The sequence below is a fragment of the Comamonas sp. JUb58 genome (genome assembly GCF_004364775.1).
In the GTDB taxonomy this organism is placed as follows: Bacteria; Pseudomonadota; Gammaproteobacteria; order Burkholderiales; family Burkholderiaceae_C; genus Comamonas.
In genome coordinates, this window is record NZ_SOAL01000001.1 from 217,575 (window position 1) to 242,159 (window position 24,585).

The 24,585-nt window shown below is 61.3% G+C and carries 17 protein-coding genes and 1 pseudogene; 11 read left to right on the plus strand and 7 right to left on the minus strand.

Annotation, left to right across the window (positions count from 1 at the left end):
- The first annotated feature begins 6 nt into the window (after positions 1-6).
- On the plus strand, positions 7-585 hold the full coding sequence (locus tag EDF71_RS01015; RefSeq protein WP_133854773.1) for a hypothetical protein: 579 nt from the start codon (positions 7-9) through the stop codon (positions 583-585).
- 78 nt (positions 586-663) lie between these two features.
- Here EDF71_RS01015 and EDF71_RS01020 read toward each other — a convergent pair whose 3' ends face one another.
- On the minus strand, positions 664-1,248 hold the full coding sequence (locus EDF71_RS01020) for a YSC84-related protein (RefSeq protein ID WP_133854774.1): 585 nt from the start codon (positions 1,246-1,248) through the stop codon (positions 664-666).
- Positions 1,249-1,597: 349 nt separating this feature from the next.
- On the opposite strand from EDF71_RS01020, the gene EDF71_RS01025 reads away from it, so the two are divergent.
- From EDF71_RS01025 to EDF71_RS25335, 4 genes and pseudogenes are all read left to right on the plus strand, one after another.
- Positions 1,598-6,406 (plus strand): RHS repeat-associated core domain-containing protein, encoded by a 4,809-nt coding sequence (locus EDF71_RS01025; RefSeq protein ID WP_133854775.1) that lies wholly within the window; start codon positions 1,598-1,600, stop codon positions 6,404-6,406.
- Positions 6,406-6,978 carry a tetratricopeptide repeat protein gene (locus tag EDF71_RS01030; protein ID WP_133855003.1) on the plus strand — a complete coding sequence of 191 codons (573 nt, stop codon included), beginning with the start codon at positions 6,406-6,408 and terminating at the stop codon, positions 6,976-6,978. The genes EDF71_RS01025 and EDF71_RS01030 overlap by 1 nt, the downstream gene beginning before the upstream one ends.
- A gap of 68 nt (positions 6,979-7,046) precedes the next feature.
- Entirely contained in the window at positions 7,047-7,820 is a 774-nt protein-coding gene (locus tag EDF71_RS01035; RefSeq protein ID WP_133854776.1) for an RHS repeat-associated core domain-containing protein, read from the plus strand.
- A gap of 435 nt (positions 7,821-8,255) precedes the next feature.
- Positions 8,256-8,575 (plus strand): annotated as a pseudogene (locus EDF71_RS25335) (transposase); the annotation flags it as partial.
- A gap of 181 nt (positions 8,576-8,756) precedes the next feature.
- Here the strand turns inward: EDF71_RS25335 and uraH are convergent.
- Positions 8,757-9,107 (minus strand): hydroxyisourate hydrolase, encoded by a 351-nt coding sequence (uraH, locus tag EDF71_RS01045; protein ID WP_133854778.1) that lies wholly within the window; start codon positions 9,105-9,107, stop codon positions 8,757-8,759.
- 92 nt (positions 9,108-9,199) lie between these two features.
- Here uraH and EDF71_RS01050 point away from each other — a divergent pair, with 92 nt between their 5' ends.
- From EDF71_RS01050 to EDF71_RS01075, 6 genes are all read left to right on the plus strand, one after another.
- Positions 9,200-9,877, plus strand: coding sequence for a GntR family transcriptional regulator (locus EDF71_RS01050; protein WP_116925811.1), 678 nt, complete (start codon positions 9,200-9,202; stop codon positions 9,875-9,877).
- Complete coding sequence (gene puuE, locus EDF71_RS01055; protein WP_133854779.1) at positions 9,874-10,833, plus strand: allantoinase PuuE; 960 nt, start codon at positions 9,874-9,876, stop codon at positions 10,831-10,833. Before EDF71_RS01050 ends, puuE begins: the two co-directional genes overlap by 4 nt.
- A 66-nt stretch (positions 10,834-10,899) precedes the next feature.
- Positions 10,900-12,675: a 2-oxo-4-hydroxy-4-carboxy-5-ureidoimidazoline decarboxylase gene (uraD, locus tag EDF71_RS01060; protein WP_133854780.1), complete on the plus strand. Its 1,776-nt coding sequence runs from the start codon at positions 10,900-10,902 to the stop codon at positions 12,673-12,675.
- Positions 12,672-13,943 carry a M20/M25/M40 family metallo-hydrolase gene (locus EDF71_RS01065; RefSeq protein ID WP_133854781.1) on the plus strand — a complete coding sequence of 424 codons (1,272 nt, stop codon included), beginning with the start codon at positions 12,672-12,674 and terminating at the stop codon, positions 13,941-13,943. The genes uraD and EDF71_RS01065 overlap by 4 nt, the downstream gene beginning before the upstream one ends.
- Positions 13,944-14,214: 271 nt before the next feature.
- Positions 14,215-15,702, plus strand: a complete 1,488-nt coding sequence (locus tag EDF71_RS01070; RefSeq protein ID WP_133854782.1) for a nucleobase:cation symporter-2 family protein — start codon at positions 14,215-14,217, stop codon at positions 15,700-15,702.
- Between the two features lie 103 nt (positions 15,703-15,805).
- A complete protein-coding gene (locus tag EDF71_RS01075) occupies positions 15,806-18,109 on the plus strand; it encodes an NADP-dependent malic enzyme (protein ID WP_133854783.1) in 2,304 nt (767 codons plus the stop codon).
- 112 nt (positions 18,110-18,221) lie between these two features.
- Here the strand turns inward: EDF71_RS01075 and EDF71_RS01080 are convergent, their stop codons facing one another.
- From EDF71_RS01080 to EDF71_RS01100, 5 genes are all read right to left on the minus strand, one after another.
- Positions 18,222-19,577, minus strand: a complete 1,356-nt coding sequence (locus EDF71_RS01080) for a four-carbon acid sugar kinase family protein (RefSeq protein WP_133854784.1) — start codon at positions 19,575-19,577, stop codon at positions 18,222-18,224.
- Positions 19,578-19,582: 5 nt separating this feature from the next.
- Positions 19,583-20,860 carry a ribulose-bisphosphate carboxylase large subunit family protein gene (locus EDF71_RS01085; protein ID WP_133854785.1) on the minus strand — a complete coding sequence of 426 codons (1,278 nt, stop codon included), beginning with the start codon at positions 20,858-20,860 and terminating at the stop codon, positions 19,583-19,585.
- A 30-nt stretch (positions 20,861-20,890) separates the two neighbouring features.
- Positions 20,891-21,430, minus strand: coding sequence for a VOC family protein (locus EDF71_RS01090; protein WP_133854786.1), 540 nt, complete (start codon positions 21,428-21,430; stop codon positions 20,891-20,893).
- 120 nt (positions 21,431-21,550) lie between these two features.
- Entirely contained in the window at positions 21,551-23,437 is a 1,887-nt protein-coding gene (locus tag EDF71_RS01095; RefSeq protein ID WP_133854787.1) for a TRAP transporter large permease subunit, read from the minus strand.
- 38 nt (positions 23,438-23,475) lie between these two features.
- Positions 23,476-24,495 carry a TRAP transporter substrate-binding protein gene (locus EDF71_RS01100; RefSeq protein ID WP_133854788.1) on the minus strand — a complete coding sequence of 340 codons (1,020 nt, stop codon included), beginning with the start codon at positions 24,493-24,495 and terminating at the stop codon, positions 23,476-23,478.
- Positions 24,496-24,585: the final 90 nt, after the last annotated feature.

Below are 24,585 nucleotides of genomic sequence, written 5' to 3' on the forward strand. Positions count from 1 at the left end.
TGTACCATGAGCGATCGACCCACCACCTCCCTGCTGTCACGACTTTGGCATACGCTTTTTCGTATACCGCCCAAGTCGCCCGCCGCAGCCAAGGCGTCCTCAGGCCAGCCGGCAAAGGCGGCCAACGCCCCCGAGCAGGATGACGACCAGGACAGCTACCTGTCGGTGCTGACCGAAATGCCTGGCATGCGCATGCCCGCCTGGTCGCCGGAAGGCGATGGGCAGGATTCCGTCCTGAACCCGGTGGCCGACGAGGCCTACCGCAAACGCTGCGCCCAGCATCTGTACGACCGCTATGCCGAGCGCATCTACCCCGGCATGCTGCCACCCATGCTCTACGCCATTGGCGTGCTGGAGCTGCTGCTGGATGAAGACGGCCATATCCAGGACATGAACTGGATGCGTGCGCCCGCGCAGGCCCAGGAAGTACCGCCGCAGATCGAGGCGCTGGTGCAGGCGGCCGCCCCCTTCCCCGCGCCCCAGCATTTGCGCCACGGCGAGGTGATGGTGTCCTATACCGAGACCTGGCTCTGGGATGCCTCGGGCAAGTTCCAGCTGCATACCTTGAGCGAAGGCCAGCTATAAGCCGACCGCAATAGGCATAGGCGCAAAAAAACCGGCCAGCTGGCCGGTTTCTGCTGTGCAGGCCCGTTGGGGGCTGCTTTATTCCTTGATCTTGGTGATCTTGGCGCCTTGCAGCGACACGCCTGCTTCCAGGCCTGCGTTGTTCAGCACAAAGCTGGTCACAGGGGCCTGGGCCGAGGTGGTGTCGATGCTGCCATTGGCACCCACGCGGCCAGCGGCCACGGTGGCGTCAGCACCCACCGACCAGCCATTGCTCTGGCGGAACTTTGCCAGCGCTTCAGGCGTATTGAACACATAGATGACGGCCTTGGACTGGCCTCCTGCCTGCCAGCCGATCGACGCGCCGGTGGTGCTGTAGTAGCTGTCGCTGCGGCTGCCCACACGCAGCACGCCACGGCCGTGTTCCACACCCACCACAAAGCTGCCGCCGATGACCGATGGGAACACCAGCACGCCCTTGGAGCGAGCCACCAGGTCCTTGGAGCCAGGAGCGGTCTGGTACAGGCGTTCCAGCGCTGCATTGGCACGGGCGTCTACTGACGTCTCATCCGCACGAGGCGCATTGCTGGTTTCAGGCTTGGTGACCGTGCAGGCCGCCATCGACAGAGCGCCGGCAACCACTGCAGCGGCGACACCCAGGCTGCGCATAGAAAAACGTCGCATACCTACTCCTTTGAAATTTGCTGTTCTGGCAATCAGGTCTGCACCGCCGTCTATTCGGCGGTACCCCTAGGAGCAAATGGTAGCCACACCTCGTGACGCTGGAAGCCTGCAGATACAACTTGCGGCGTCGGCCTACAGCCTGGGCGATGCGTGTTTGAGACAGGTCAAGGGCTGGCGGATCAACACAACTGCATAGGCGTATCGATGCCGTTTACTGGCCGGAACGTTATGTTTGCGGCGCTGCGTTGGCATGGTCTAAGGCCATCTCGCCTCTTCAAATTCACCCCTATCAAAACCCTCAATATGGTAGATTTAGACTATTTATTATAGATTTTTGATAGGAATTCACATGTCAGGAAAGCCAGCAGCTCGCATCGATGACAAGGTCAAATACGCGCGAATCGTCACCGGTTCACGCACCGTCCTGATAGGCACTCAGGGCGGGGTGGCTTGCTCGGTTTGTCCGGATGGCAAGGCAACCGACTCAACGGTTGGTAATCCCGTCAATGCGCAACTGGGTGCTAAGGTGCTTTCCGGGCCTTCTGACTTGGACTTCGCATTGCCCGGAGCCATGCCCCTCGTCTGGCAGCGCCAGTACAGCAGCTATGTCAACGCGCAGCATGGCGGGCATTGCGGGGTGTTGGGCTATGGCTGGGGGCTGCCAACGGATTTGCGCATCAAGGTGGAGGCAAGCGCCACTCTATTGCACGACAGCCAGGGCCGCACGATCACCTTTGATGCCTTGGCAGCAGGTGAGTCGATCTACAGCCCGAGCGAAGATATCTGGCTCCTTCGCTCGGGCTGGCATCCGGGCAATCTGACTAACGATCTGGCGGCCATGACCGGGCCCGCCAAGTTCACCCAGGCTGGTGCTGCAGATAGCTTTGAAGCCCCACCTCCACGCAGCCAGCAGGCACCCTTGTGGTGGCAGGGTCGCTTCTCCTGGATCCGGCGCGATATGGCTTGCGGGGATCTGATGATCCTGGCGGCCAATGGGAGCGGTGATACCGTCTGGGTGTTTGGCCCGGCGAACTGGCAGGCGGTTGAAGCGGCACGCAAAGATATCCATGAACAGAAGACCGCAGGCAATCCGGTCACGGTGACCGAGCCGGACATCGATGCAAACTGGATACTGCTGGGCAAGGTGGACCGGCTGGGCCGCTCGCAGCGCTACCACTGGAGCCAAGTGCTGGGCCAGGAGCGCATCACCACCATTGACGATGGCGTGGGCCGGGGCTACCAGCTGCACTACACGCAAGCCATTGCAGCGCAAGACGCCCAGCACTTTCACCACAAGCGCACTGACACCGACGACCACGAAGACGAACATTTCTTCTGGCAAGCCGACAGCGGCGTGCGCCTGTCAAAGGTAGATCTGTATCGCGACCCTTTGGCCTCCATGCTGCAGACCAAGCCCACCACCTTGGTGCACTACAGCTACAGCACTGAGGGTGATTTAGTGTCTGTCACCAACCGCCACGGTCAGGTCGTGCGCCGCTTTGCCTGGCGCAACCATTTGATGATCGCCCACCAGGAGCGCGGCGGGCCGGAGCACCACTATGCCTATGACCGCTACGAGCCAGGCGGCCAAGCCATCGAGCAGCGTAACCAGGAAGGCTTGGACTACAAGTTTGACTACCAAGAGCTACCGGAGGTCGATGGTCAGCCGAGGCGAGCATGCGTGGTCACGGACAGCCTGGGCCGGGTAGACAAATACATCTTCCAAGGCGAGGCAGGGCTGCAGCGCCTCGTAGAACACACCCGCGCTGACGGAAGCACCATTAAACGCAAGTACAACCAGTACGGTCACCTCACAGAGGTAACCGACCCGCTAGGCCGCAGCGTGTACATGGCCGTCAGCCCCATGGGCCAATTGCTAGCAACGCAAGGCCCGGACGGATCGCGCAGCAGCCAGCGCTTTGACGACAGCACCAACCTGCTGCAAAGCAGTACGGATGCCGCAGGCCGCACAACGCACTACGAATACGACTTTCACAACCGCCTGACGCGGGTGACCTTGCCGGATGGCAGTAGCGAGCAATACCACTACTCCAACATCACCGGCGGCCCCGCAGACCTGGCGACCCGCGCCAATGCCGACAAGCCCATCCGCATCACCGATGCCAATGGTCGCGACAAACATATTGCCTACACCCCCACGGGCCAAACTGCCAGCTATACCGACTGCTCCGGTCAAAGCACCCACTACGAATACAGCCGCTGGGGCCAGACCACGGCGGTGCGTAACGCGCTGGGCGAGCGGGTGGCCTACGAATACAACGAGGAGGACCAGCTGCGGACGGTGCACTACCCCGATGGGGGCAAGGAGCACTACAGCTATGACGCTCGGGGCCAGGTGGTGGAAGTCAAAGCCGGGCGCAGTGATGACCGAGAGCTCAATAGTCCCAGCAAGAGCCGCATCCCTGTCAGCACCACCGCACCCAGCGTGCGCATGGCCTATGACCTCTGGGGGCGCCTGGTGCAGCGCAGCCACGCAGGCCAGCACCTAGGCTTTGCCTACGACAAAGCAGGCCGGCTGACCCAGCTCACCAACGAGAACGGCGAGCACACCCGCTTTGCTTGGGATGTGATGGACCGGCTCAGCCAGGAGACCGGGTTCGACGCCCGGGTGCAAAGCTACCAATACGATGCAGCTGGCCAGCTTGTTCAATCTAGTGATGGATGGCCCGCTGAGCAAAGCCTGGCTGCACACACCAGCCATTACGAATGGACAGCAAACGGTCAGCTCGCTGCCCGCTATCTGCCAGCAACCGACCTGCTGCCCGCCACCACCCAACGCTATGAATGGGGCCAAGTGGGTGAATTGCTGCAAGCGAGTGTGTGGCACCAAACAGAAACTAGCAGCGAAGGCCCAAGCCAGCATCCAGCCCAAGACGGCATCCTGCAAAGCCAAGCGGTGATCGAGCGCGATGCAGCCGGCAGGGTCATCGGCGAAGTCCAACGCCTCTACAAAACCCCCACCCCGGATGACCTGCAAGACCGGTTCTTTACCCCCGAGATTGAGTTTGAACACCGCATCAGCCACCAGCTGGACGCCCTGGGCAACCGCCAAGGCAGCCAGCTCCAAGGCCTGGGCGAAGTGGGCTACCTGCTCTACGGCGCAGGTCACGTGCACGACATCACCTGGCAAGGCGAAAGCCTCGTCAACTTTGAGCGCGACGCGCTGCACCGAGAGATTCACCGCCAAGTCCTCACCGACATCAACCACACAACCCCGGGCGAAAACACCGCCAAGCCGCTCTACCGCAAGCTCAGCTGGGATGCAGCCGGGCGCATGGAAACGATGCAGTGGATGGGCCTGGAGCAAGGCAGCGCGCTGGATGACATGCTCTCCATGCCCGGCGGGCAAGCCCCGAGCCGCGTCCCGCCAACCTTGCTGGGCGCCATGAGTGCCCGCCAGTACTACTACGACAGCCTGGGCCAGATGGTCGGCATGCGAAGCCACACCGGCATCAGCCGCTTTGCCTACGACGGGGCAGGACGCCTGACAGGCGCGCACACGCCGCATGCCGGATCGCAGCGCTGGCAGTTTGACCCGGCTGGCAATCGGCTACCCATCGCAGGGCCAGAAACACGACCCACCGCAACCGACGCCATCACCGGCCACCTCAACGAAACCGACCGCCTGCGCGCCCAGCAACGCGCCGCCGCCCAAGCCAATCCCATCACCAAAGAGCAGCTGCTGCGCAGCGACTTCAACCCGCTCCAAGCTGCCCCAGACCCCAGCAACAACCAGCCCCTGCACACCAGCAAACGCTGGGCCGGCAACCGCGTGGCCTATTACGAGAACCAGGAAGATGCGAGCAGCCAGGGTGGAAAAATCCACTACCAATACGACAGCCGAGGCAATCGCACCCAAAGCTTGGACGAGGCCACGGGCCGCAAGCTGGAGCTGATGTATGACAGTGGCAACCAGCTGGTGCAGGTAGTCGTTGAAGAAGCAGGTCAGCGCTACACGCAAAGCTACAGATACGACGCGTTTGGAAGACGTTTGGCCAAGTACAACGCCCAGGGCAAGGCAAGCTCAAACGGCGGAGCGGCGACAGACTACTTCGGCTGGGATGGCGACCGCCTCATCCACACCGAGCGGTTCAACAGCGCCAACGCCAAAGACAGCCAAGGCGCAGTCCAACCTGAAATCATCCACACCATCTACGAGCCAGGGTCCTTTACCCCACTCATCCAGCTGCGCAGAACTGCCAAAGCCGAACCAGACTTGGGCGATGCACTGCTGGCTAACACCTCGCCAGGCGTGGTGCAAGACGCGCTGCGCAGCGCCCTTGCAGATATCAAAACGCTCAACGCCTCGCTCCACCAGAACATCGCCTTTATGTCCATGTCCAAGGACGTGCAGGCATTTATGCGCGAGCAGTTTCAGGACTACGAGCAAACGGCGAGCGCCCAACGCCAAGAAGCCGCAGCAAAGGTAGAGATCCGCCACTACCTGTGCGACCAACTGGGCACGCCCAATGCGCTGATCCGGGAGGACAGCCGGCTGGACTGGGCGACGCAGTTGGATGCTTGGGGGAATGTGCGGGCGGAGCATAACCCGGGTGATTTGTATCAGCCGATTCGGCTGCCGGGGCAGCATGCGGATGGGGATACGGGGCTTTATTACAACCGGTATCGGTATTATGATTCCGGTGTTGGTTGGTACATCAACCAAGACCCTATTGGATTAATGGGTGGTGTAAACATCAATAATTACCCTACCAATCCCGCAACTGATATCGACCCATTGGGATTAGTTCCGATATACAGAGAAGGAGGCATTCGTGTTGAAGCATATTTAGGGCCGCAAGCTGGCGGGCTGGAGCATGCACGTCACGGGCCTGGTGCACAGTACCATGTTCATATTTATGATGAAAAAGGGAATTATGTGAGAATGGGTACTGAGAACTGGACCCCGCTTACAAAAGAAGACGAAGAGAAAATGAAGAAAAATAAAAAAATTCGTGATTTTTGCAAATCATTGTCTTCTGGTGAACAGAAACTTCTCGATCGAGCAAATCGCCAAGTTTTTCATCGAGGGCATCCAACTATCAATCAGTCAATGAGACTTGGCAACATGTCGGGCGCCAGAGCTGCGGGGAGATTTGGAATAGTGCCACCAGTAATTCGCGGAGGAGGACAGTAATGAAGCACACAGAACCCATTGAGTTGGATATGGCATACAAGGCATATAACGAGCAAGGTGACGTAGAGCTGGCAATATCACTGTATGAAATTGCAGCGAAAGAAAATAGCATTGAAGCAATGGAAGCATTGATAGATATCTATTTAAGCAAAGGAGTAATTAAAAGTGGTCACGTATGGATGGAAAAAATTATACAAGAGGCCGAAAGTGGCAAACCAGACTTTCAGCTTGCGTTATCAAAACTGCATCTATCAAAAAATATTCCAGATGCAAGTAATCAAATAGCCTTTGATTTCCTACTAAAAGCAGCAAATAATTGCAATGCTGATGCTCAATATATATTAGCCGACTTGTATTGCTCTGGTCTTCACCAAGTAGAAAGGTCAACAGAAAGAGCTGGTTACTGGCTCCGACGAGCATATAAAAATAGGCATCCAGCCGCGATCTATGACATCGCATGTTTCCATCTGCATAAAAATAATAAAAAAGAGAAAGCAATGTGCTTACTAAAAAAATCTTCTGATTTGGGTTTTGATCAGGCCACGGATGCGTTAAATACCCAAGATATTTGACCGAAATGATGATTTCATATAATCCGAAGTTTTGATTTAAAACAATCAATTTTATTGCACTTATATTTATGAACAGTCGGCTGGGCTGTACGGTGCAACTTTGCGCTTGGGGGAATGTGCGGGCGGAGCATAACCCGGGTGAGCTGTATCAGCCGATTCGGCTGCCGGGGCAGTATGCGGATGGGGATACGGGGCTTTATTACAACCGGTATCGGCATTATGAGCCAACGAATGGAGGGTATGCTACTCAGGATATGCTAGGAGTGGTGGGAGGAATAAACCTTGGAATGTACACAGGAAACCCACTCAAAAGGATAGACCCTCAAGGGCTTTCTCCTGTCGCAACCAATGCCTGTGTTGTTGATCCAATTACAAAGCAAAATGCAGGACGATTTATTGTTGATTCACGAGGAAATATTGTTCCTGAGCCAGTGGGCGGCAAAACAATCCCTTATCCCCTATCCAATCCTGGAAGTCCAGATACACATACACTATACGAAAATGGTTCAAATGCCTACAGATTAAATCCCCAAGGACATGCCAATAACCCAACACCTCACGGACATGCACATTTACCGGGAGCGGGCCCCAGCAGAAAAGGGCAAGGCCCCTCTCTGGATGTCAGCAGACGGCAAGTTCCATACAACAGCGCTGGCGCACACATTGCATTAAAATCTCTTGGAGCAATCGACTTCCTAAGAAGCCTATACCAAATGGGTCGGCTTAAATCCTGTAACGAAGGTGGTTTTGGACAGTGTTTTTGCGCTTTAAGCAATACAACCCTGGGGCATGACGAAAAAACCTCAGACAATGCCTGTATGGGAAATATAATGGATCTTTAAAATGATACTCAATGACAATTAAAAAATTTACTTGGGCGACCGAACCATAACCAAATTAATTTTCTAAACTCTAATTAATAAAATATCTATTGAATTTGACTGCGTCTCTATTTTTGAAACCGAACATTGGATCCCTGGGGAATCTATCGACATAAGCAATTGTGTAATAGATTTTTGTGATGTGGCAGACTATTCCATAAAACCCTTAGGATTTATCCCCAATGATTTCATAGTTGGCATCAAAATGTCAAACCGTAAATTAAATATCAAAACCTTGGGTGAGTTGTATGATTCACAAAGTCAGCAATTAGATATTATAGAGGGCAGTTTATATATTGATTTCGGCAGATACAACATCAATTACTGATAGCGAATCCTCATTAGAGAAACTCTGCAAAACTCCCAACCCGCCGCAACGCATGGGACGATCTACAGATGAAGCAAATGATCCTGGCCACCGGATTTGAGAGGCAATCCAAACGCAGGCGCAAGCGTGCGTTCTTGGACGAGATGAATTTAGTCGTTCCATGCATGAGCTGGTAACGCTCATCGACCCGCACAGCCCGCCCCAAGCCACTGGCAGGCCTGCTTTTGCAGTCGAATCCATGCTGCGTATTCACCCGCTGCAACAATGGTTCAACCTCCCGGCTCCTGCGGTAGAAGAAGCGCTTTGAGGCATCCCGATGTTCGCCAGCTTGGCCAGGCCCGATCCGGGCATCAGCACCATGCCCGACGAAATCACCATCTTGCGTTTTGGCATAACCCCAAGTCCACGCCGCCTTTTGGCAGCGCATCAGTGGGGCTTGCAAATTCTGGCTAAAAACAAGCCGTAGCTTTTGACCGGGGAAAGCAACGCCGCAGGCCGCCCGGTCCAGCATCCAAGGTCAAGTAGGGAACAGTGCAGAATTCCCTACCTGCCCTTTCCCAAGCTCAAACTCAAGACCCCCGGTACGTCGAATAGCTCCAGGGGCTGACCAGCAGCGGCACGTGGTAGTGCTGGTCTGCATGGGCCACACCAAAGTCCAGGTTGACCTGGTTCAGAAAGTTGGGGCTGGGCAGCTCCACGCCCTTGGCGGCAAAGTAGGCCGCTACCTCAAAGCTCAGGCGGTAGGTACCTGGGCGCAGTGTTGCGTTGTCAAACAAGGGGGTCTGGGTGCGTCCGTCGTGGTTCAGGGTCTCACGCCGGATCAGGCGCAGCTCGCCGCCGTCGGTGGCGTACAACGCAATGTCCATGCCCGCTGCGGGGCAGCCGTGCATCGTATCGAGAACGTGGGTGCTCAGGCCCATAGGTAAATCTCCTGATGATTCTGGGTAAGATCGGACTGGTGATGTGCACTAAAAGTGTATACACTTTTTGTCATTCGGCCTACTATCCTGACATGGAATCCACCTCAACGTCCACCATTGCCCAATCCCTGACCCGTGCCATCGTCGAGCACCGGTTGCTGCCGGGCACCAAGCTGGCCGAGCAGAAACTCGCGGACCACTTTGGCGTGTCGCGCACCCTCGTGCGCCAGGCGCTGTTCCAGCTCTCGCAAAACCACCTGGTCACGCTGGAGCCCGCACGCGGCGCCTTTGTGTCCACCCCGTCCGTCACCGAAGCGCGCCAGGTCTTTGCCGTGCGCAAGATGCTCGAAGCGCAGATGACGCGCAGCTTTGTCGAGACCGTCACGCCCAAGCAGATCAAGGTTCTGCGCGAGCATGTGCGGCAAGAGGCCGCCGCCGTGCACCGCGCCGATGTCACCGAGCGCACCGAGTTGCTGGGCGACTTCCATGTGCGCATGGCCGAGCTGATGGGCAACGATGTGCTGGCCCAGCTGCTGGGCGATCTGATCTCGCGCTGCGCGCTGATCACCTTGATGTACCAGTCGGCCAGCGCCGCCGCCCACTCGCACGAGGAGCACGAAGAAATCGTGCAGGCCCTCGCCCGCAAGGATGCCGAAGGCGCCGTTCAACTGATGATCGCGCACCTGGAGCATGTGGAGCAAGGCCTGCAGTTCGAACGCGAGATTCCCAGCAACGATTTATCCATGGCTCTGTCCTCGATCACGCTATGACCTACGACGCTACCACCCCCTACCCCCGCGACCTCATCGGCTACGGCCGCGATGTGCCCCATGCCCAATGGCCCCAGGGCGCGCGCATTGCCGTGCAGTTTGTGCTGAACTACGAGGAAGGCGGCGAAAACCATGTGCTGCACGGTGACCCGGGCAGCGAGCAGTTCCTCTCGGAAATGTTCAACCCGGCCTCCTACCCGGACCGCCACATGAGCATGGATGGCATCTATGAATACGGCTCGCGCGCCGGCGTGTGGCGCCTGCTGCGCGAGTTTGAGAAGCGCGGTCTGCCGCTGACGGTGTTTGGCGTGGCCTCGGCGCTGCAGCGCCACCGCGAGCTGGCCCAGGCGTTTTCCGATCTGGGCCATGAGGTGGCCTGCCACGGCCTCAAATGGGTGCACTACCAAAACACGCCCGAAGACATCGAGCGCGCCCACATGCAGCAGGCAATGGACATCTTCCACAGCCTCTACGGCAGCCGCAGCACCCACGGCCTGGGTTGGTACACCGGCCGCGACAGCCCCAACACCCACCGCCTGGTGGCCGATTTTGGTGGCTTTGCCTATGACAGCGACTACTACGGCGACGACCTGCCCTTCTGGATGAAGGTCGGCAAGAGCGATGGCAGCGCCGCGCACCAGCTGATCGTGCCCTATACCCTGGACTGCAATGACATGCGCTTTGCGCTGCCCCAGGGTTACTCGCATGCCGATCCCTTCTTCCATTACCTCAAGGACACTTTCGATGTGCTGTACGCCGAAGGCGACCCGGCTGGCGATAACCGCCCCAAGATGATGAGCATCGGCATGCACTGCCGCCTGCTGGGCCGCCCGGGCCGTATCACCGCACTGCAGCGCTTTTTGGACCACATCCAGCAGCACCAGAACGTCTGGGTCTGCCGCCGCATCGACATTGCCCGCCACTGGGCCGAGCACTTTCCCGCCCCCACGCTTTGAAAGATGACACAGCGCCGAGCGTAAGCCTACAGAGCGCTAGTAACCCATCCACTCGCTAGGAAACACATGGCCCTGACCCTGGAACAACTCAACCAAGCCACGCCCGATGCGGCGCTGGCCATGCTCGATGGGCTGTACGAGCACTCGCCCTGGATTGCCCAAGCCGCGCTGGCCCAGCGGCCCTTTGCCTCGCTCGCCCAGCTCAAGCACGCGATGGTGCGCGTGCTGGCGCAGGCGCCGGTCGATGCGCAGCTGGCCTTGATCCGCGCCCACCCCGAGTTGGCGGGCAAGGCCATGGTGGCCAACACCTTGACAGCAGAGTCCACGTCGGAGCAAAACCGCGCGGGTCTCACCCAGTGCACGCCCGAGGAGTTCGCGCAGATCCAGCAGCTCAATGCAGACTACAACGCGCGCTTTGGCTTTCCGTTCATCCTGGCCGTGCGTGGGCCACGGGGCCAGGGCCTGGCCAAGCAGGAGATCATCGCCACCTTTGCGCGGCGCCTGAACCACCACCCCGATTTCGAGCGCGAAGAGGCAATGCGCAACATCCACCGCATTGCCGAGATCCGCCTGAACGACAAGTTCAGCTACGAGCCGGTGCTGGGCAATGACGTCTGGGACTGGCAGGAGCGCCTGGCCCAGCACAGCGATGAAGGCTTTGCCGAAAAAGGCCAGCTCACCGTCACCTACCTGACCGATGCCCACCGCGCCTGCGCCCAGCGCATCAGCCACTGGATGCGCGACAGCGGCTTTGATGAGGTCGAGATCGATGCCGTCGGCAATGTCGTGGGCCGCTACCGCCCCGCGCAAGAAGGCGGCAAGTACCTGCTCACCGGCAGCCATTACGACACTGTGCGCAACGGCGGCAAGTACGACGGGCGCCTGGGCATCTTTGTGCCGATGGCCTGTGTGCGTGAGCTGCACCGCGCCGGCAAGCGCATGCCCTTTGGTATCGAAGTGGTGGCCTTTGCCGAAGAAGAAGGCCAGCGCTACAAGGCTACCTTCCTGGGTTCGGGCGCGCTGATCGGCCACTTCAACCCGCAGTGGCTGGACCAGGCCGATGCCGATGGCATCACGATGCGCGAAGCCATGCAGCATGCCGGCCTGTGCATTGACGACATCCCCAAGATCCAGCGTGATGCCTCGCAGTACCTCGGCTTTATCGAGGTCCACATCGAGCAGGGCCCGGTGCTGACCGAGCTGGACATTCCGCTGGGCATCGTCACCTCGATCAACGGCAGCTCGCGCTTTGTCTGTGAGATGCAAGGCATGGCCAGCCATGCCGGCACCACGCCGATGGACCGCCGCCGCGACGCCGCCTGCGGCGTGGCCGAGCTGATGCTGTTTGCCGAGCAGCGCGCTGCGCAGGATGGCGATTCCGTCGCCACCGTCGGCATGCTGGAAGTGCCCAGCGGCTCGATCAACGTCGTGCCCGGCCTGTGCAAGTTCAGCATCGACATGCGCGCCCCCACCGATCCGCAGCGCGACGCGCTGGTGCGCGATGTGATGGGCCAGCTGGAGGCGATTGCGCAAAAACGCGGCCTGCGCTACCGCGCCGAGCAAACCATGCAAGCCGCAGCTGCCCCCAGCGCCGCCGCCTGGCAGCAGCGCTGGGAAAAGGCCGTGGCCGCCCAGGGCGTGCCGCTGTTCCGCATGCCCAGCGGCGCCGGCCATGATGCGATGAAGCTGCACGAGATCATGCCCCAGGCCATGCTCTTTGTGCGCGGCATCAACAGCGGCATCAGCCACAACCCGCTCGAGTCCTCGACCGCCGATGACATGCAGCTGGCGATCGACAGCTTCAGCCATGTCCTTCAACAACTAGAAAACGAAACCGTATGACCACGAACAACGCCACCTACGATGCCCTGGACCAGTGGATTGACCAGCACTTTGACGAGCAGGTGCAGTTCTTTCAGAAGCTGGTGCAAGTCCCCACGGACACGCCACCGGGCGACAACACGCCCCATGCCGAGCGCACCGCCGAGCTGCTGCAGGCCATGGGCTACACCGCTGAAAAGCATGAAGTGCCCCAGGCCGATGTCGAAGCCTATGGCATGACCTCGATCACCAACCTGATCGTGCGCCGCCCCTTTGGCGCAGCCGGCTCGGGCCGCACCATTGCGCTCAACGCCCATGGCGATGTGGTGCCGCCCGGCGAGGGCTGGAGCCATGACCCCTATGGCGCCCGCATTGTCGACGGCAAGCTCTATGGCCGCGCCGCTGCGGTGAGCAAGTGCGATTTCTCCACCTTCACCTACGCGCTGCGCGCACTGGAGGCCGTGGCCAAGCCCAGCAAGGGTGCGGTCGAGCTGCACTTTACCTACGACGAAGAGTTTGGCGGCCTGCTGGGCCCTGGCTGGTTGCTGGAAAAAGGCCTGACCAAGCCTGACCTGATGGTCGCAGCCGGCTTCAGCTACGAAGTGGTGGTTGCCCACAACGGCTGCCTGCAAATGGAGATCACCGTGCACGGCAAGATGGCCCATGCCGCCGTGCCCCACACCGGTGTGGATGCGCTGCAGGCCACCGTTGCGATCATGAACGACCTGTATGCGGAAAACACCGCCTACCAAAAGGTCTGCTCCAAGGTCGAAGGCATCAAGCACCCCTACCTGAACATTGGCCGCATCGAAGGCGGCACCAACACCAATGTGATCCCCGGCAAGGTGCTGCTCAAGATCGACCGCCGCATGATCCCCGAGGAAAACCCGGTCGAGGTCGAAGCCCATATCCGCCAGGTGATTGCCAAGGCGGTGGAGCGCTTCAACAGCGAGCGCGGCTACCAGGGTGACGACGCCGTACGCATCGACATCAAGCGCCTGCTGCTGGCCAATGCGATGACGCCGCTAGCCGGCAACCAGCCGCTGGTCGATGCCATTCAGACCCATGGCGAAGCGCTGTTTGGCGAGAAGCCCCCTGCCGTTGGCACGCCGCTGTACACCGATGTGCGCCTGTATGTGGAACGCGGCATTCCTGGCGTCATCTACGGCGCCGGCCCCCGCACTGTGCTGGAAAGCCATGCCAAACGCGCCGACGAGCGCCTGGACCTGGAAGACCTGCGCCGCGCCACCAAGGTCATCGCCCGCTCGCTGGTCGATTTGTTGGCCTGATCCAACGCGGCGCGTCCACCGCGCCGCCTCCAACATCCTCTTACCAACTGCCCCCTGGCCCAGCGCCCGGGGGCAGTTTTGCTTGTACCTGCAGGCTTTGCAGCGGACTGACACTGCATCAACCACTGCGCTTGAAGCCGCTGCAACGGAGGTGCTTGAGGGTAATCAGGGGGGTGATGTCGCAGCGCATGTGTATACACTTTTTGTATGGATTTCTAAGAAATAACACTGGCTTATTCAGTCAAATTCCCCCGCATGAGGAGTGATAAAGATGCAATCTGACAAACACCCCGTCGACCAAGTGCTGCCCCTGGGCCGCCTCACCACCTTGGGCTTGCAGCATGTGCTGGTCATGTACGCGGGGGCCGTGGCGGTGCCGCTGATAGTAGGGCGCGCACTCAACCTTGATTCCCACCAGATAGCCAAGCTGATCTCGGCCGATCTCTTCGTCTGCGGTCTGGTGACTCTGATCCAGGCATGGGGAGCAACCCGCTGGTTTGGCATCAAGCTCCCAGTGATGATGGGCGTGACCTTTGCCAGCGTGGCGCCGATGATCTCGATGGCGCAAACCAATGGCGGCGTCTATGGCGCAGGTCTGATCTTTGGTTCGGTCATTGGCGCGGGGGTCATATCGATACTGATCTCACCACTGGTCAGCCGCATGCTGCGCTTCTTTCCGCCTGTAGTTACCGGCACCATCATCACCGTCATCGGCATCAGCCTGATGCGCGTGGGCATCAACTGGATCTTTGGCAATCCGGTCGGCCCCACGGCACCGTCGGTACCCAACCCTGAGCATGTCAAATGGCTGCAGAGCGCCCAGGTGGCAGCGGGCGCGCCTGGCTCGGCGCTGCCACCCATTCCCCATGGCCTGGCCATCCTGCCCTCGGTGCCTAACCCGCGCTATGGTGATCTGAGCGGCGTCGGCATCTCTGCCTTGGTGCTGGTCTCCATCCTGCTGATCACCAAGTTCGCCAAGGGCTTCATGGCCAATATCGCGGTGCTGGCCGGCATTGTCATTGGTGCCATCGTCGCCTCGGCCATGGGCCTGATGACCTATGAAAAAGTGGCGCATGCCGAGTGGTTTGACTTTGTCATGCCCTTTGAGATCGCGATGCCGGTGTTCGACCCCATCCTGATCCTGACGATGACCCTGGTGATGATCGTCGTGATGATCGAATCGGTCGGCATGTTCCTGGCGCTGGGCGACATGACGAACAAGGAAGTCACCCCTGCCGACCTGACCCGGGGCCTGCGCACCGATGGCCTGGGCACTCTGCTCGGCGGCATCTTCAACACCTTCCCCTACACCAGCTTTTCGCAAAACGTCGGACTGGTGGCGGTCACCGGCATCCAGAGCCGCTTTGTCTGCGTGGCCGGCGGCTTTATCCTGATCATTCTGGGCGTGCTTCCCAAGCTCGGGGCGCTGGTGGAATCGCTGCCCACCATGGTGCTGGGCGGCGCCGGTCTGGTCATGTTCGGCATGGTGGCTGCCACCGGCATCCGCATCCTGTCGAATGTGGATTTCCGCCATAACCGCTACAACGCCATGGTCGTTGCCGTGTCCATCGGCGTGGGCATGATTCCGCTGATTGCACCGCAGTTCCGCCAATGGATGCCCCACGCCATCCACCCCTTGATCGAATCTGGCATTCTGCTGGCGTCGATCTGTGCCGTCGTCTTGAACCTATTTTTCAACGGTGCCAAGCTCGACCAGGCCCAGATCATCAAGGCTGCGCAGCAAGCAGATGCCCACTGACAAAATTGCTGCGGTGCAGCATCGAAACTTAGGCCCACTGCCCCATAGGGGTGGGCCTGCGCCTTTATCATCAGCTTGGTACACACTGGATTGACTCACTCTTATGGCACAACAACTCTCCGCCGCCGAACAGGCACTGCGCGAAGCCGCACTCGAATACCATCGCAGCCCCAGCAAGGGCAAGATCTCCGTCACCCCCACCAAGCCGCTGTCCAACCAGCGTGACCTGTCGCTGGCCTACTCGCCAGGCGTGGCCTACCCTTGCCTGGACATCGAAGCCGATCCCAGCCTGGCGGCAGACTACACCTCGCGCGGCAACCTGGTGGGCGTGATCACCAACGGCACCGCCGTGCTGGGCCTGGGCGATATCGGCCCACTGGCCAGCAAGCCGGTGATGGAAGGCAAGGGCTGTTTGTTCAAGAAGTTCGCCGGCGTCGATGTGTTTGACATCGAGTTGGCCGAGCGCGATCCGGACAAGCTGATCGACATCATCGCCAGCCTCGAACCCACCCTGGGCGGCATCAACCTCGAAGACATCAAGGCACCTGAGTGCTTCTACATCGAGCAAGAGCTGTCCAAGCGCATGAACATTCCGGTGTTCCATGACGACCAGCACGGCACGGCCATCATCTCCAGCGCTGCGCTGCTCAACGGCCTGGAACTGGTCGACAAGCAGATCGGCAACGTCAAGATCGCCGTCTCTGGCGCGGGCGCCGCAGCCATTGCCTGCGTCGACGTGATGGTGGGCCTGGGCGTCAAGCGCGAGAACATCTTCATGGTGGACTCCAAGGGTGTGATCTACGAAGGCCGCCCTGGCGGCCTGGACGCCTCCAAGGCGCGCTATGCCCAAAAGACCGAAGCCCGTACCCTGGCCGACGTGGTCAACGGCGCTGACGTGTTCCTGGGTTGCTCCGCTCCTGGCGTGCTGACGGCCGACATGGTCAAGACCATGGCCGACAAGCCCATCATCCTGGCGCTGGCCAACCCCGAGCCAGAAATCCGCCCCGAGCTGGCCAAGGCCGTTCGCCCCGATTGCATCATCGCCACCGGCCGTTCGGACTACCCGAACCAGGTGAACAACGTGCTGTGCTTCCCCTACATCTTCCGTGGCGCACTCGATTGCGGCGCCAGCAAGATCACCGAAGCGATGAAGCTGGCCTGCGTGCGCGAAATCGCCGCCCTGGCCAAGCAGGACGTGAGCGACGAAGTAGCAGCCGCCTACCAGGGCAAGGAGCTGAAGTTCGGCCCCGACTACCTGATCCCTACGCCTTTCGACACCCGCCTGATTCTGCGCATTGCGCCCGCCGTGGCCAAGGCTGCACAAGAATCCGGCGTGGCTGCACGCCCGATTGAAGACATCGAAGCCTACCGTGAGAACCTCACCCGCTTCGTCTACCAAACCAGCATGTTCATGCGCCCGGTTTTTGCTGCGGCCAAGAGCAATGTGCAACGCGTGGCCTACGCCGAAGGCGAAGACGACCGCGTGCTGCGCGCCGTGCAAGTGGCGGTGGACGACGGCCTGGCCAAGCCTATCCTGATCGGCCGCCCTGCTGTTATCGAAGCCCGCATTGCCAAGGCTGGCCTGCGCCTACAGCTGGGCAAGGATGTGGACATCGTCAACCCTGAAGATGACCCCCGCTTCCGCCAGTACTGGGAGGCTTACCACGCACTGATGGGCCGCAATGGCGTGACTCCTGAGGTCGCCAAGTCTGCCGTGCGCCGCTCCAACACCGTGATCGCCGCACTGATGGTGCACCTGGGCGATGCCGACGCGATGCTGTGTGGCGTGATGGGCCGCTTTGACAAGCACCTGGGCCATATCGAAGACGTGCTGGGCCACAAGACCGACGCCAACCGTCTGGCCACCGTGAACGCGCTGATGCTGGAAAACCGCACCCTGTTCATCGCGGATACCTACATCAACGAAGACCCCACCGCCGAAGAGCTGGCCCAGATCGCCAAGCTCGCCGCGCAAGAGGTGCAGCGCTTTGGCCTGCCGCCCAAGGTGGCCTTCCTGTCGCACAGCAACTACGGCTCGTCCACCCGCAAGTCGGCGCTCAAGATGCGCGCTGCCCGCGACCTGTTTGCCGCCGCCAACCCCGACATCGAATGCGATGGCGAAATGCATGGCGACACCGCGCTGGACGAGAACGTGCGCGAGCGCACCCTCATCGAGTCGAGCCTGACCGGTGAAGCCAATGTGCTGATCTGCCCGAACCTGGACGCAGCGAACATTCTGTTCAACGTGCTCAAGACCACGGCATCGCACGGCACCACCATCGGCCCGATCCTGCTGGGCAGCGAGGCACCCGCCCATGTGCTGACCCCCTCGTCCACCGTGCGCCGCGTGGTCAACATGACGGCCCTGGTCGCCGCCCAGGCCCAGGCCCGCAAGGAAGGCAAGTAAGCCCTGGCGCGGCACCCGCCGCGCCTTTGCTTGCGCTGCATAGTCCAAAAAAGATAGCCCCAGGCATGGCACCTGGGGCTTTTTTACGTCTGCACCGCAGCCCTCGCGCCCCTCAGCCCGCCCCCGTCACCAGCCGGTCAAACAGCTGCGCATCGCCCATCTGGCCGCCTTTGAGCATCAGCTCCAGCCCATCGATGCGCACATCATCGCTGCGCGCCACGCTCATGGTTACCCCGGGCGCCAAGGTGCTGTGGAAGGCCAGCCCCCACAGCCCCAACGCCTGCGTCGCCAGGCTGGAGGTATCGCCGCCCGCAATGCCCAGGCGCCGCAAGGGCTGGCCTTGTACTGCCAGCAGGCGCAAGGTCTCGGCCACCAGCTGCGCGCTGCGCTGTGCCACCGCTGCTGTCGTGGCCGCGTCCACCGCTTGGTTGGGCCGGCTGGTATGCGCCAGCATATGGTGCCCATCGTGCAGCCCCTGGGCCAGCTGGGACGCACAGGCGGGCAGATAGCCCTCCTCGGCCAACAGCCGGCCCACATCCACCTCCCTCTTGTCAAACTGCTGGCTGGCCGCAATCTGCTGGCTGGAGACCGGCGACAGGCTGCCCACCAGCACCAGCACCGGGCCCTGCGCAGGCGCCAGCGGTTCCGCCACTGGCAGCGCTCCCAATAACCCCAGTTGGCGCCATCCTGCTATCAGGCACTGCTCCACGCCGCTGGGCCCCACGGCCAGCAAGGGCGACTGCTGCACGCGCGCCCACAGCAGCGCGCCAATCTGCGGCAGCTGGGCTTCATGCACCAGGTCGATCAGCAAGGCATCTGGCACAGGGCCTGCGCCTTCTTGCGCCTGCATCCAGCGCAGCAGCACCTCGGTATCGGCACCCGCCAGCTCCAGCTGCCGCGTACTCAGCAGCCGAATATCGGCCAGCCCCTGCTTGGCCAGGTGCAGGCGCAGGTCAGCCTCGTCCATGGGGGTGACAGGGTGCTGCCGCATGGTGGGATGGCGGTCAAGGCGCTGCACCGCGCCGCCCGGCCCCGCCTGTGCAAACAGGTTGCCAAAGGCGCAGAAGCGCCCGATATTGGGCTGGCCGCCAACGATCACCGCTGGTGATGCAGGCGCCACCTTGCGCAAGGCCGCCACGGCCGCGCCAATGCTGCCCACATGCGGAGCGCTGTCAAAGGTGGAGCAGCATTTGTAGTGCAGCAGTGGCGCGCCGCTGGCGGCCATGAACTGCGCCACCGGCGCCAGCACCTCGGCCATTGCGGCCGGCGGCAGGCTGCGGGCGGCACCGGCAATGCCAATGGCCTGCAAGGGCCCAGCCTTGGCCCGCTGCGCTTCGGTCGGCACATCCAGAAAAAGCAGGGAGCGCAGGCCCGCCTGCGCCACCGTGGCCAGGGTGTCGGTCGCACCGGTAAAGTCATCGCCATACCAGACGACGGCGGGCTGGCCGCGCAGCAAGGTGTCCAGCATGTCGCCTATCCGCGCTTGCCAAAAAACTGCAGCGCGCGCGCCAGCTCCGGCGCATGCCAGGCATAGTCGTCCAGGCTGCTGCCTTCGCGCACGGCAGCCCAGGCCTGGCGAATGCTCACTACGCCGGCAGCCGGACCATCGGGGTGGGCCAGAATGCCGCCGCCCGACATGAACAGCAGGTCATCGCTCTGCAGCGCCGCCCAGGTCGCAGGCACCGTGCCGGCCCACTGGCCCGATGAGAAGGCCGGCAGCACGCGGTCATCCTGCGCGGCAGACAGGCGCCGCTGGCAGTCCTGCGCGGATTCCACCACCTCGGCATCGGGCTGGGCAAACTTGCCCTGCAGGCCATGCACATGCACATGGTCCACCCCGGCCAGGCGCCACAGGGTGTGGTAGGCCTGGTAGCCCATGCCCAGCATCGGGTCGCGCGACAGCGCGCCATAGCCATTGCGGTGCGCATGCAGCGCCAACGGCGTGTGGCGGCGCAGGCTCTGGATGCCCGACAGCCCGCACCAGTTGATGCTGGCCATCACGCAGCTGCCGCCCTCCTGCTGCACCAGATCGGCATGGCGCAGCATGGCGCTGGTCTCATCCGTGATGTTGAAGGCCACCATCACCCATTTTCCGGTGCGCTCCCGGTGCTCGCGGATCACGCGCATCACCGCCGGAATGCGCTCCTGCAGCGGTGCATGCGCCGGGTTGGCCGATACCTCGTCGTCCTTGATAAAGTCCACGCCCGCATCGCAGAGCTGCCGCACCAAGTCGGCCGTCTGCTGGGCAGACAGGCCCACATTGGGCTTGATGATGGTGCCGACCATCGCGCCCGCGCTGGCCCCAATGCTGCGCCGCGTGCCGGCCACGCCCAGGGTCGGCAGATCGAACTGGTCGCGGTAGTCCGGCGGTAGGTCCAGGCTTTCCAGCCGCAGGCCCGATACTTCTCCCAGGTCATACAGATTGCCGCTGACGGTGGCCGCCAAGGTGGGCAGGTTGGCACCCACATTGGCAATGGGGAAGGCAATGCGCACACGCGCACGCTGCCAGTTCGCGCCCGCGCCATAGCCTTGGCGCTCCAGCCAAGCATTGGGCAGGCTGGGCCGCTCCACCGTGCCCAGGTGCTGCACCTGCAGCACCTGGGCACGCGCGCGCGCCCGCAGGTCATCGGTCTCGCCCGCCACGCGCGTAAAGGTGCCGCAGGATTGCTCGCCGGCCATCACCTCGGCCACGGCCTCGGGCGCCAGTGGCGTCTCGATCAGGTAGCTGGCTTCAAAATGGGTAGATTTCATCGCATTTCCAGGCCCAGGGCGGGCCGGCCATCACAGGGTATTGAGGTCAGGGAATGGGCGCACGGGGTTCTGGCCATCCCAGTCCTGGGAGGCCGCGCGGATCAGATCAAACATCTTTCCCTTGGGCCCCATCACCTCGGACAGCTCGATCACCGTGCCCGGGTGGTACTCGGTGTCAAAGTAGATAAAGCGGCCGTTCTTGCCCACCTCGCCACTCATCTGCGGCTTGAAGCCCTGCGCCAGCAAGCGCTGCAGATCGGCGTCGTAGTCGGTGGTCCAGTACGCCACATGCTGCAGGCCCGTGCGGCCGGCGCGCAGAAAGTCGCGGTACATCGACGGCACATCGTTGCGCACCTGGATCAGCTCCACCTGCACAAAGCCCGAGTTGGCCAGCGCCACCGAGTTGTGCGGCTGGTAGCGCTCGCCCGCGTACTGGTAGTTCTCGATCGGCACCTTCGGGTTGTAGAACCAGGGGCCCACGCCCAAGGTCTCGCTCCAGTACTGCATCGCGGCCTCGATATCGTTGACCACATAGCCCAGCTGGCGGATCTCTCCCAAAAAGCGACTCATAGCTTGTCTTTCGTTTGTTGTAGGGTTGGTTGTTGCGTTGGTGGCATAGGCGCTGCCTCACGTGGGGTACACGCGATGCAGACCTAGACCTAAAAGCGGGCCCTGAGACCGCAGCCCGCTTTAAAGAAATCCAGTAGAAATCCAGGGGATGGCCGCCACAAAGAGCAGCCCGATGAACAGCGCCAGCATGTAGCCGCCAATGGGCCGAATGCCTTCGTTGGGGTTGACCTTGCTGATCGCGCAGGCGCCGTAGTAGCCCACGCCAAAGGGCGGCGCAAACAGGCCAATGCCCATCGCAAAGATGACGACCATTGCGTAATGCACCTCGTGCACGCCCACTTCTTTGGCAATGGGGAACAGCAGCGGGCCAAACAGCACGATGGCGGGGATGCCTTCGAGCACACTGCCCAGCACGATGAAGCAGACGATGGAGATCGCCAGAAAACCCCAGCTGCCGCCCGGCATGCTGGTCATCGCCTTGGCCAGGTCAGACGAAAAGCCCGACTGCGTCAGCCCCCAGGCCATGCCGGTGGCGCAACCCACAATCAGCATGATCGCGCCCGACAGCGAGGCCGTCTCCACCAGCATGGGCTTCAGGCGCCGCCAGTCAAAGCAGCGGTAGATGAACAGGCCCACCAGCACCGAATAGACCACGCCGATGGTGGACACCTCGGTTGCCGTCGCAATCCCCTCCACGACGGCAGCGCGGATCACAAAGGGCAAGGCCAGCGCCGGCAAGGCAATCACCAGCAAGCGGCCAATCTGCTTGCCGCTGAAGCGCTCCACACCGCCCAGATCCTCTTTGCGGTAGCGCCACCACACAACGCAGCACAGCGCAGCGCCCAGCACCACGGCTGGCAGCATGCCGCCGGTAAACAGCGCGGCAATCGATATGCCGGTGACCGAGCCAATGGTGATCAGCACGATGGACGGCGGAATGGTCTCCGTCTGCGCGCCGGTAGCCGACAACAGCGCGACCAGATCGCCCTCCTTGGCGCCGCGCTTTTTCATCTCTGGGAACAGCACCGGCGCAATCGCCGCCATGTCGGCCACCTTCGATCCCGAGATGCCCGAGACCAGGTACATCGCGCCAATCAGCACGTACGAAAGGCCCCCGCGCACGCGGCCCAGCAGGCTGGCCAGAAACTGGATCATCGCCTTGGCCATGCCGGTCATCTCGATCAGCGAGCCCAGAAAAATGAACATCGGCACTGCCAGCATGATCAGGTGCGACATGCCCTCATCCAGCCGGCCCACCATCACCACCAGCGGTGTGCGCGTGGTCAGTGCCAGGTAGCCAAAGGTGGCCAGCGCAAACGAGAACGCAATCGGCACACCCGCAAACACCGTGCCCGCCACCACCAGCACAAAGAAGATCACCAGGTTGAACTTGCCCAGGCTTTTGAACAGCGGCTGGCACAGCCAGAACAGCAGCACCAGCCCCGCCACCATGGCCACTGCCGCCAGCGCCTTTTGCCAGCTGGTCTGCGTCAGCAGGCGCAGCAAGGCCACCACGGCCATCAGGCCCATGCCCACCGGCAGCGCTGCGGCCCGCCAGGCATTGCTCAGCTCCATCGCCGGCGTGGTGATAAAGGCCTCCTCCTCCGCGTACTCGTAGGCGGGGCCCAGCACCATCAGCAAAAAGGCCAGCGATGCGGCCAGCGCAAAGGCCTCCAACGCCGCGCGCAGCCCTGGCCGCACGTTGTTGATAAAGGCCGTCATGCGCATGTGCTCGCCCCGGCGCAGCGCCACCACGGCACCCAGCATGGACAGCCACAGAAACATCAGCGAGGCCAGCTCATCGGACCAAACCAGCGGCTGGTGGAACACATAGCGCGCCACCACGCCGGCAAACAGCACGATGATTTCGGCCAACACCAAGGCGGCGGCCGCCGTCTCGACGATGGCGCCCAGGCCACGGTCAACGCCACGCGCCAGCGAGGCCAAGGCGTTGTCGGGCGGCGCGGGAGAGAGCCCCGCCAGTGCGGGGGTTGCAGGGTGGGACATGGCAATGCTCTTGGTCAGAACGGTGAATCAGGCAGCGCTCAAGCGAGCTTGCCAACGGCGCCTTCGAGCAGGCTCCACACGTCCTTGCCAAAGCGGCCTTGCCAATCCTTGTAAAAGCCCGAGCTGCGCAGCGCCGCGCGAAAGCTCTCCGCATCCGGTTGGTTGAACTGCAGGCCCTTGCTGGCCAGATCGGCCTGCACCGAGGCATTGAGCTGGCTGATATCCGCCCGCTGCGCCATACCGGCATCGTTGATGGCGGTGGCCACAATCTTCTTCAGATCGGCCGGCAGGCTCTCCCACATGCGGCCGTTGGCAATGAACCAGTAGCCGTCCCAGATATGGTTGGTCAGCGAGCAGAACTTCTGCACCTCGTAGAGCTTGGCCACCTGGATGATGGGCAGCGGGTTCTCCTGCGCATCCACAATGCGGGTCTGCAACGACGAGTACACCTCGGAGAACTGCAGGCTGGCCGGCGCAGCGCCCAGACCCTTGAACATCGCAATCGGCATCGGGCTCACCGGCACGCGGATCTTGAGGCCATCCATGTCCTTGGCGCTTTGCACCGCGCCCTTGCTGCTGGTGGTCTGGCGGAAACCGTTGTCCCACATCTTCTCGAACGCATAGAGCTTGCGCTTGGCAATCTCGGCCCGCACCATCGCGCCCAGCTGGCCGTCCATCGCCTTCCAGACCTGGTCGTAGTTGGTAAACGCAAAGCCCACCGCATTGATGGCCGCTGCCGGCACCAGGGTGGCAATCACCAGCGCCGATGGCGTGAAGAAATCGATACCGCCCGAGCGCACCTGCGCCAGCATGTCGGTATCGCCACCCAGCTGGTTGTTGGGGTAGATGGCCAGCTCGACGCGGCCATTGCTTTCCTTGCGGATGCGGTCTGCCGCCTCTTGTGCACGGATGTTCAGCGGGTGGCTCAGCGGCAGGTTGTTGCCGTATTTGAGCGAGAACTCGGCCGCACGCGCGATCAATGGAAAGCCCGACACCATGCCCGCGGCAGGCAAGGCAGTCAGTCCCTTGATGAGGGAACGGCGGCTGAGTTCGGTCATGCTTGTCTCCTAGTATTTGATTTGAATTGATGTAATGGCACAGATCTCATACTGGAAGATATGCAAACGACTTGCTATAGTCAAACGCAC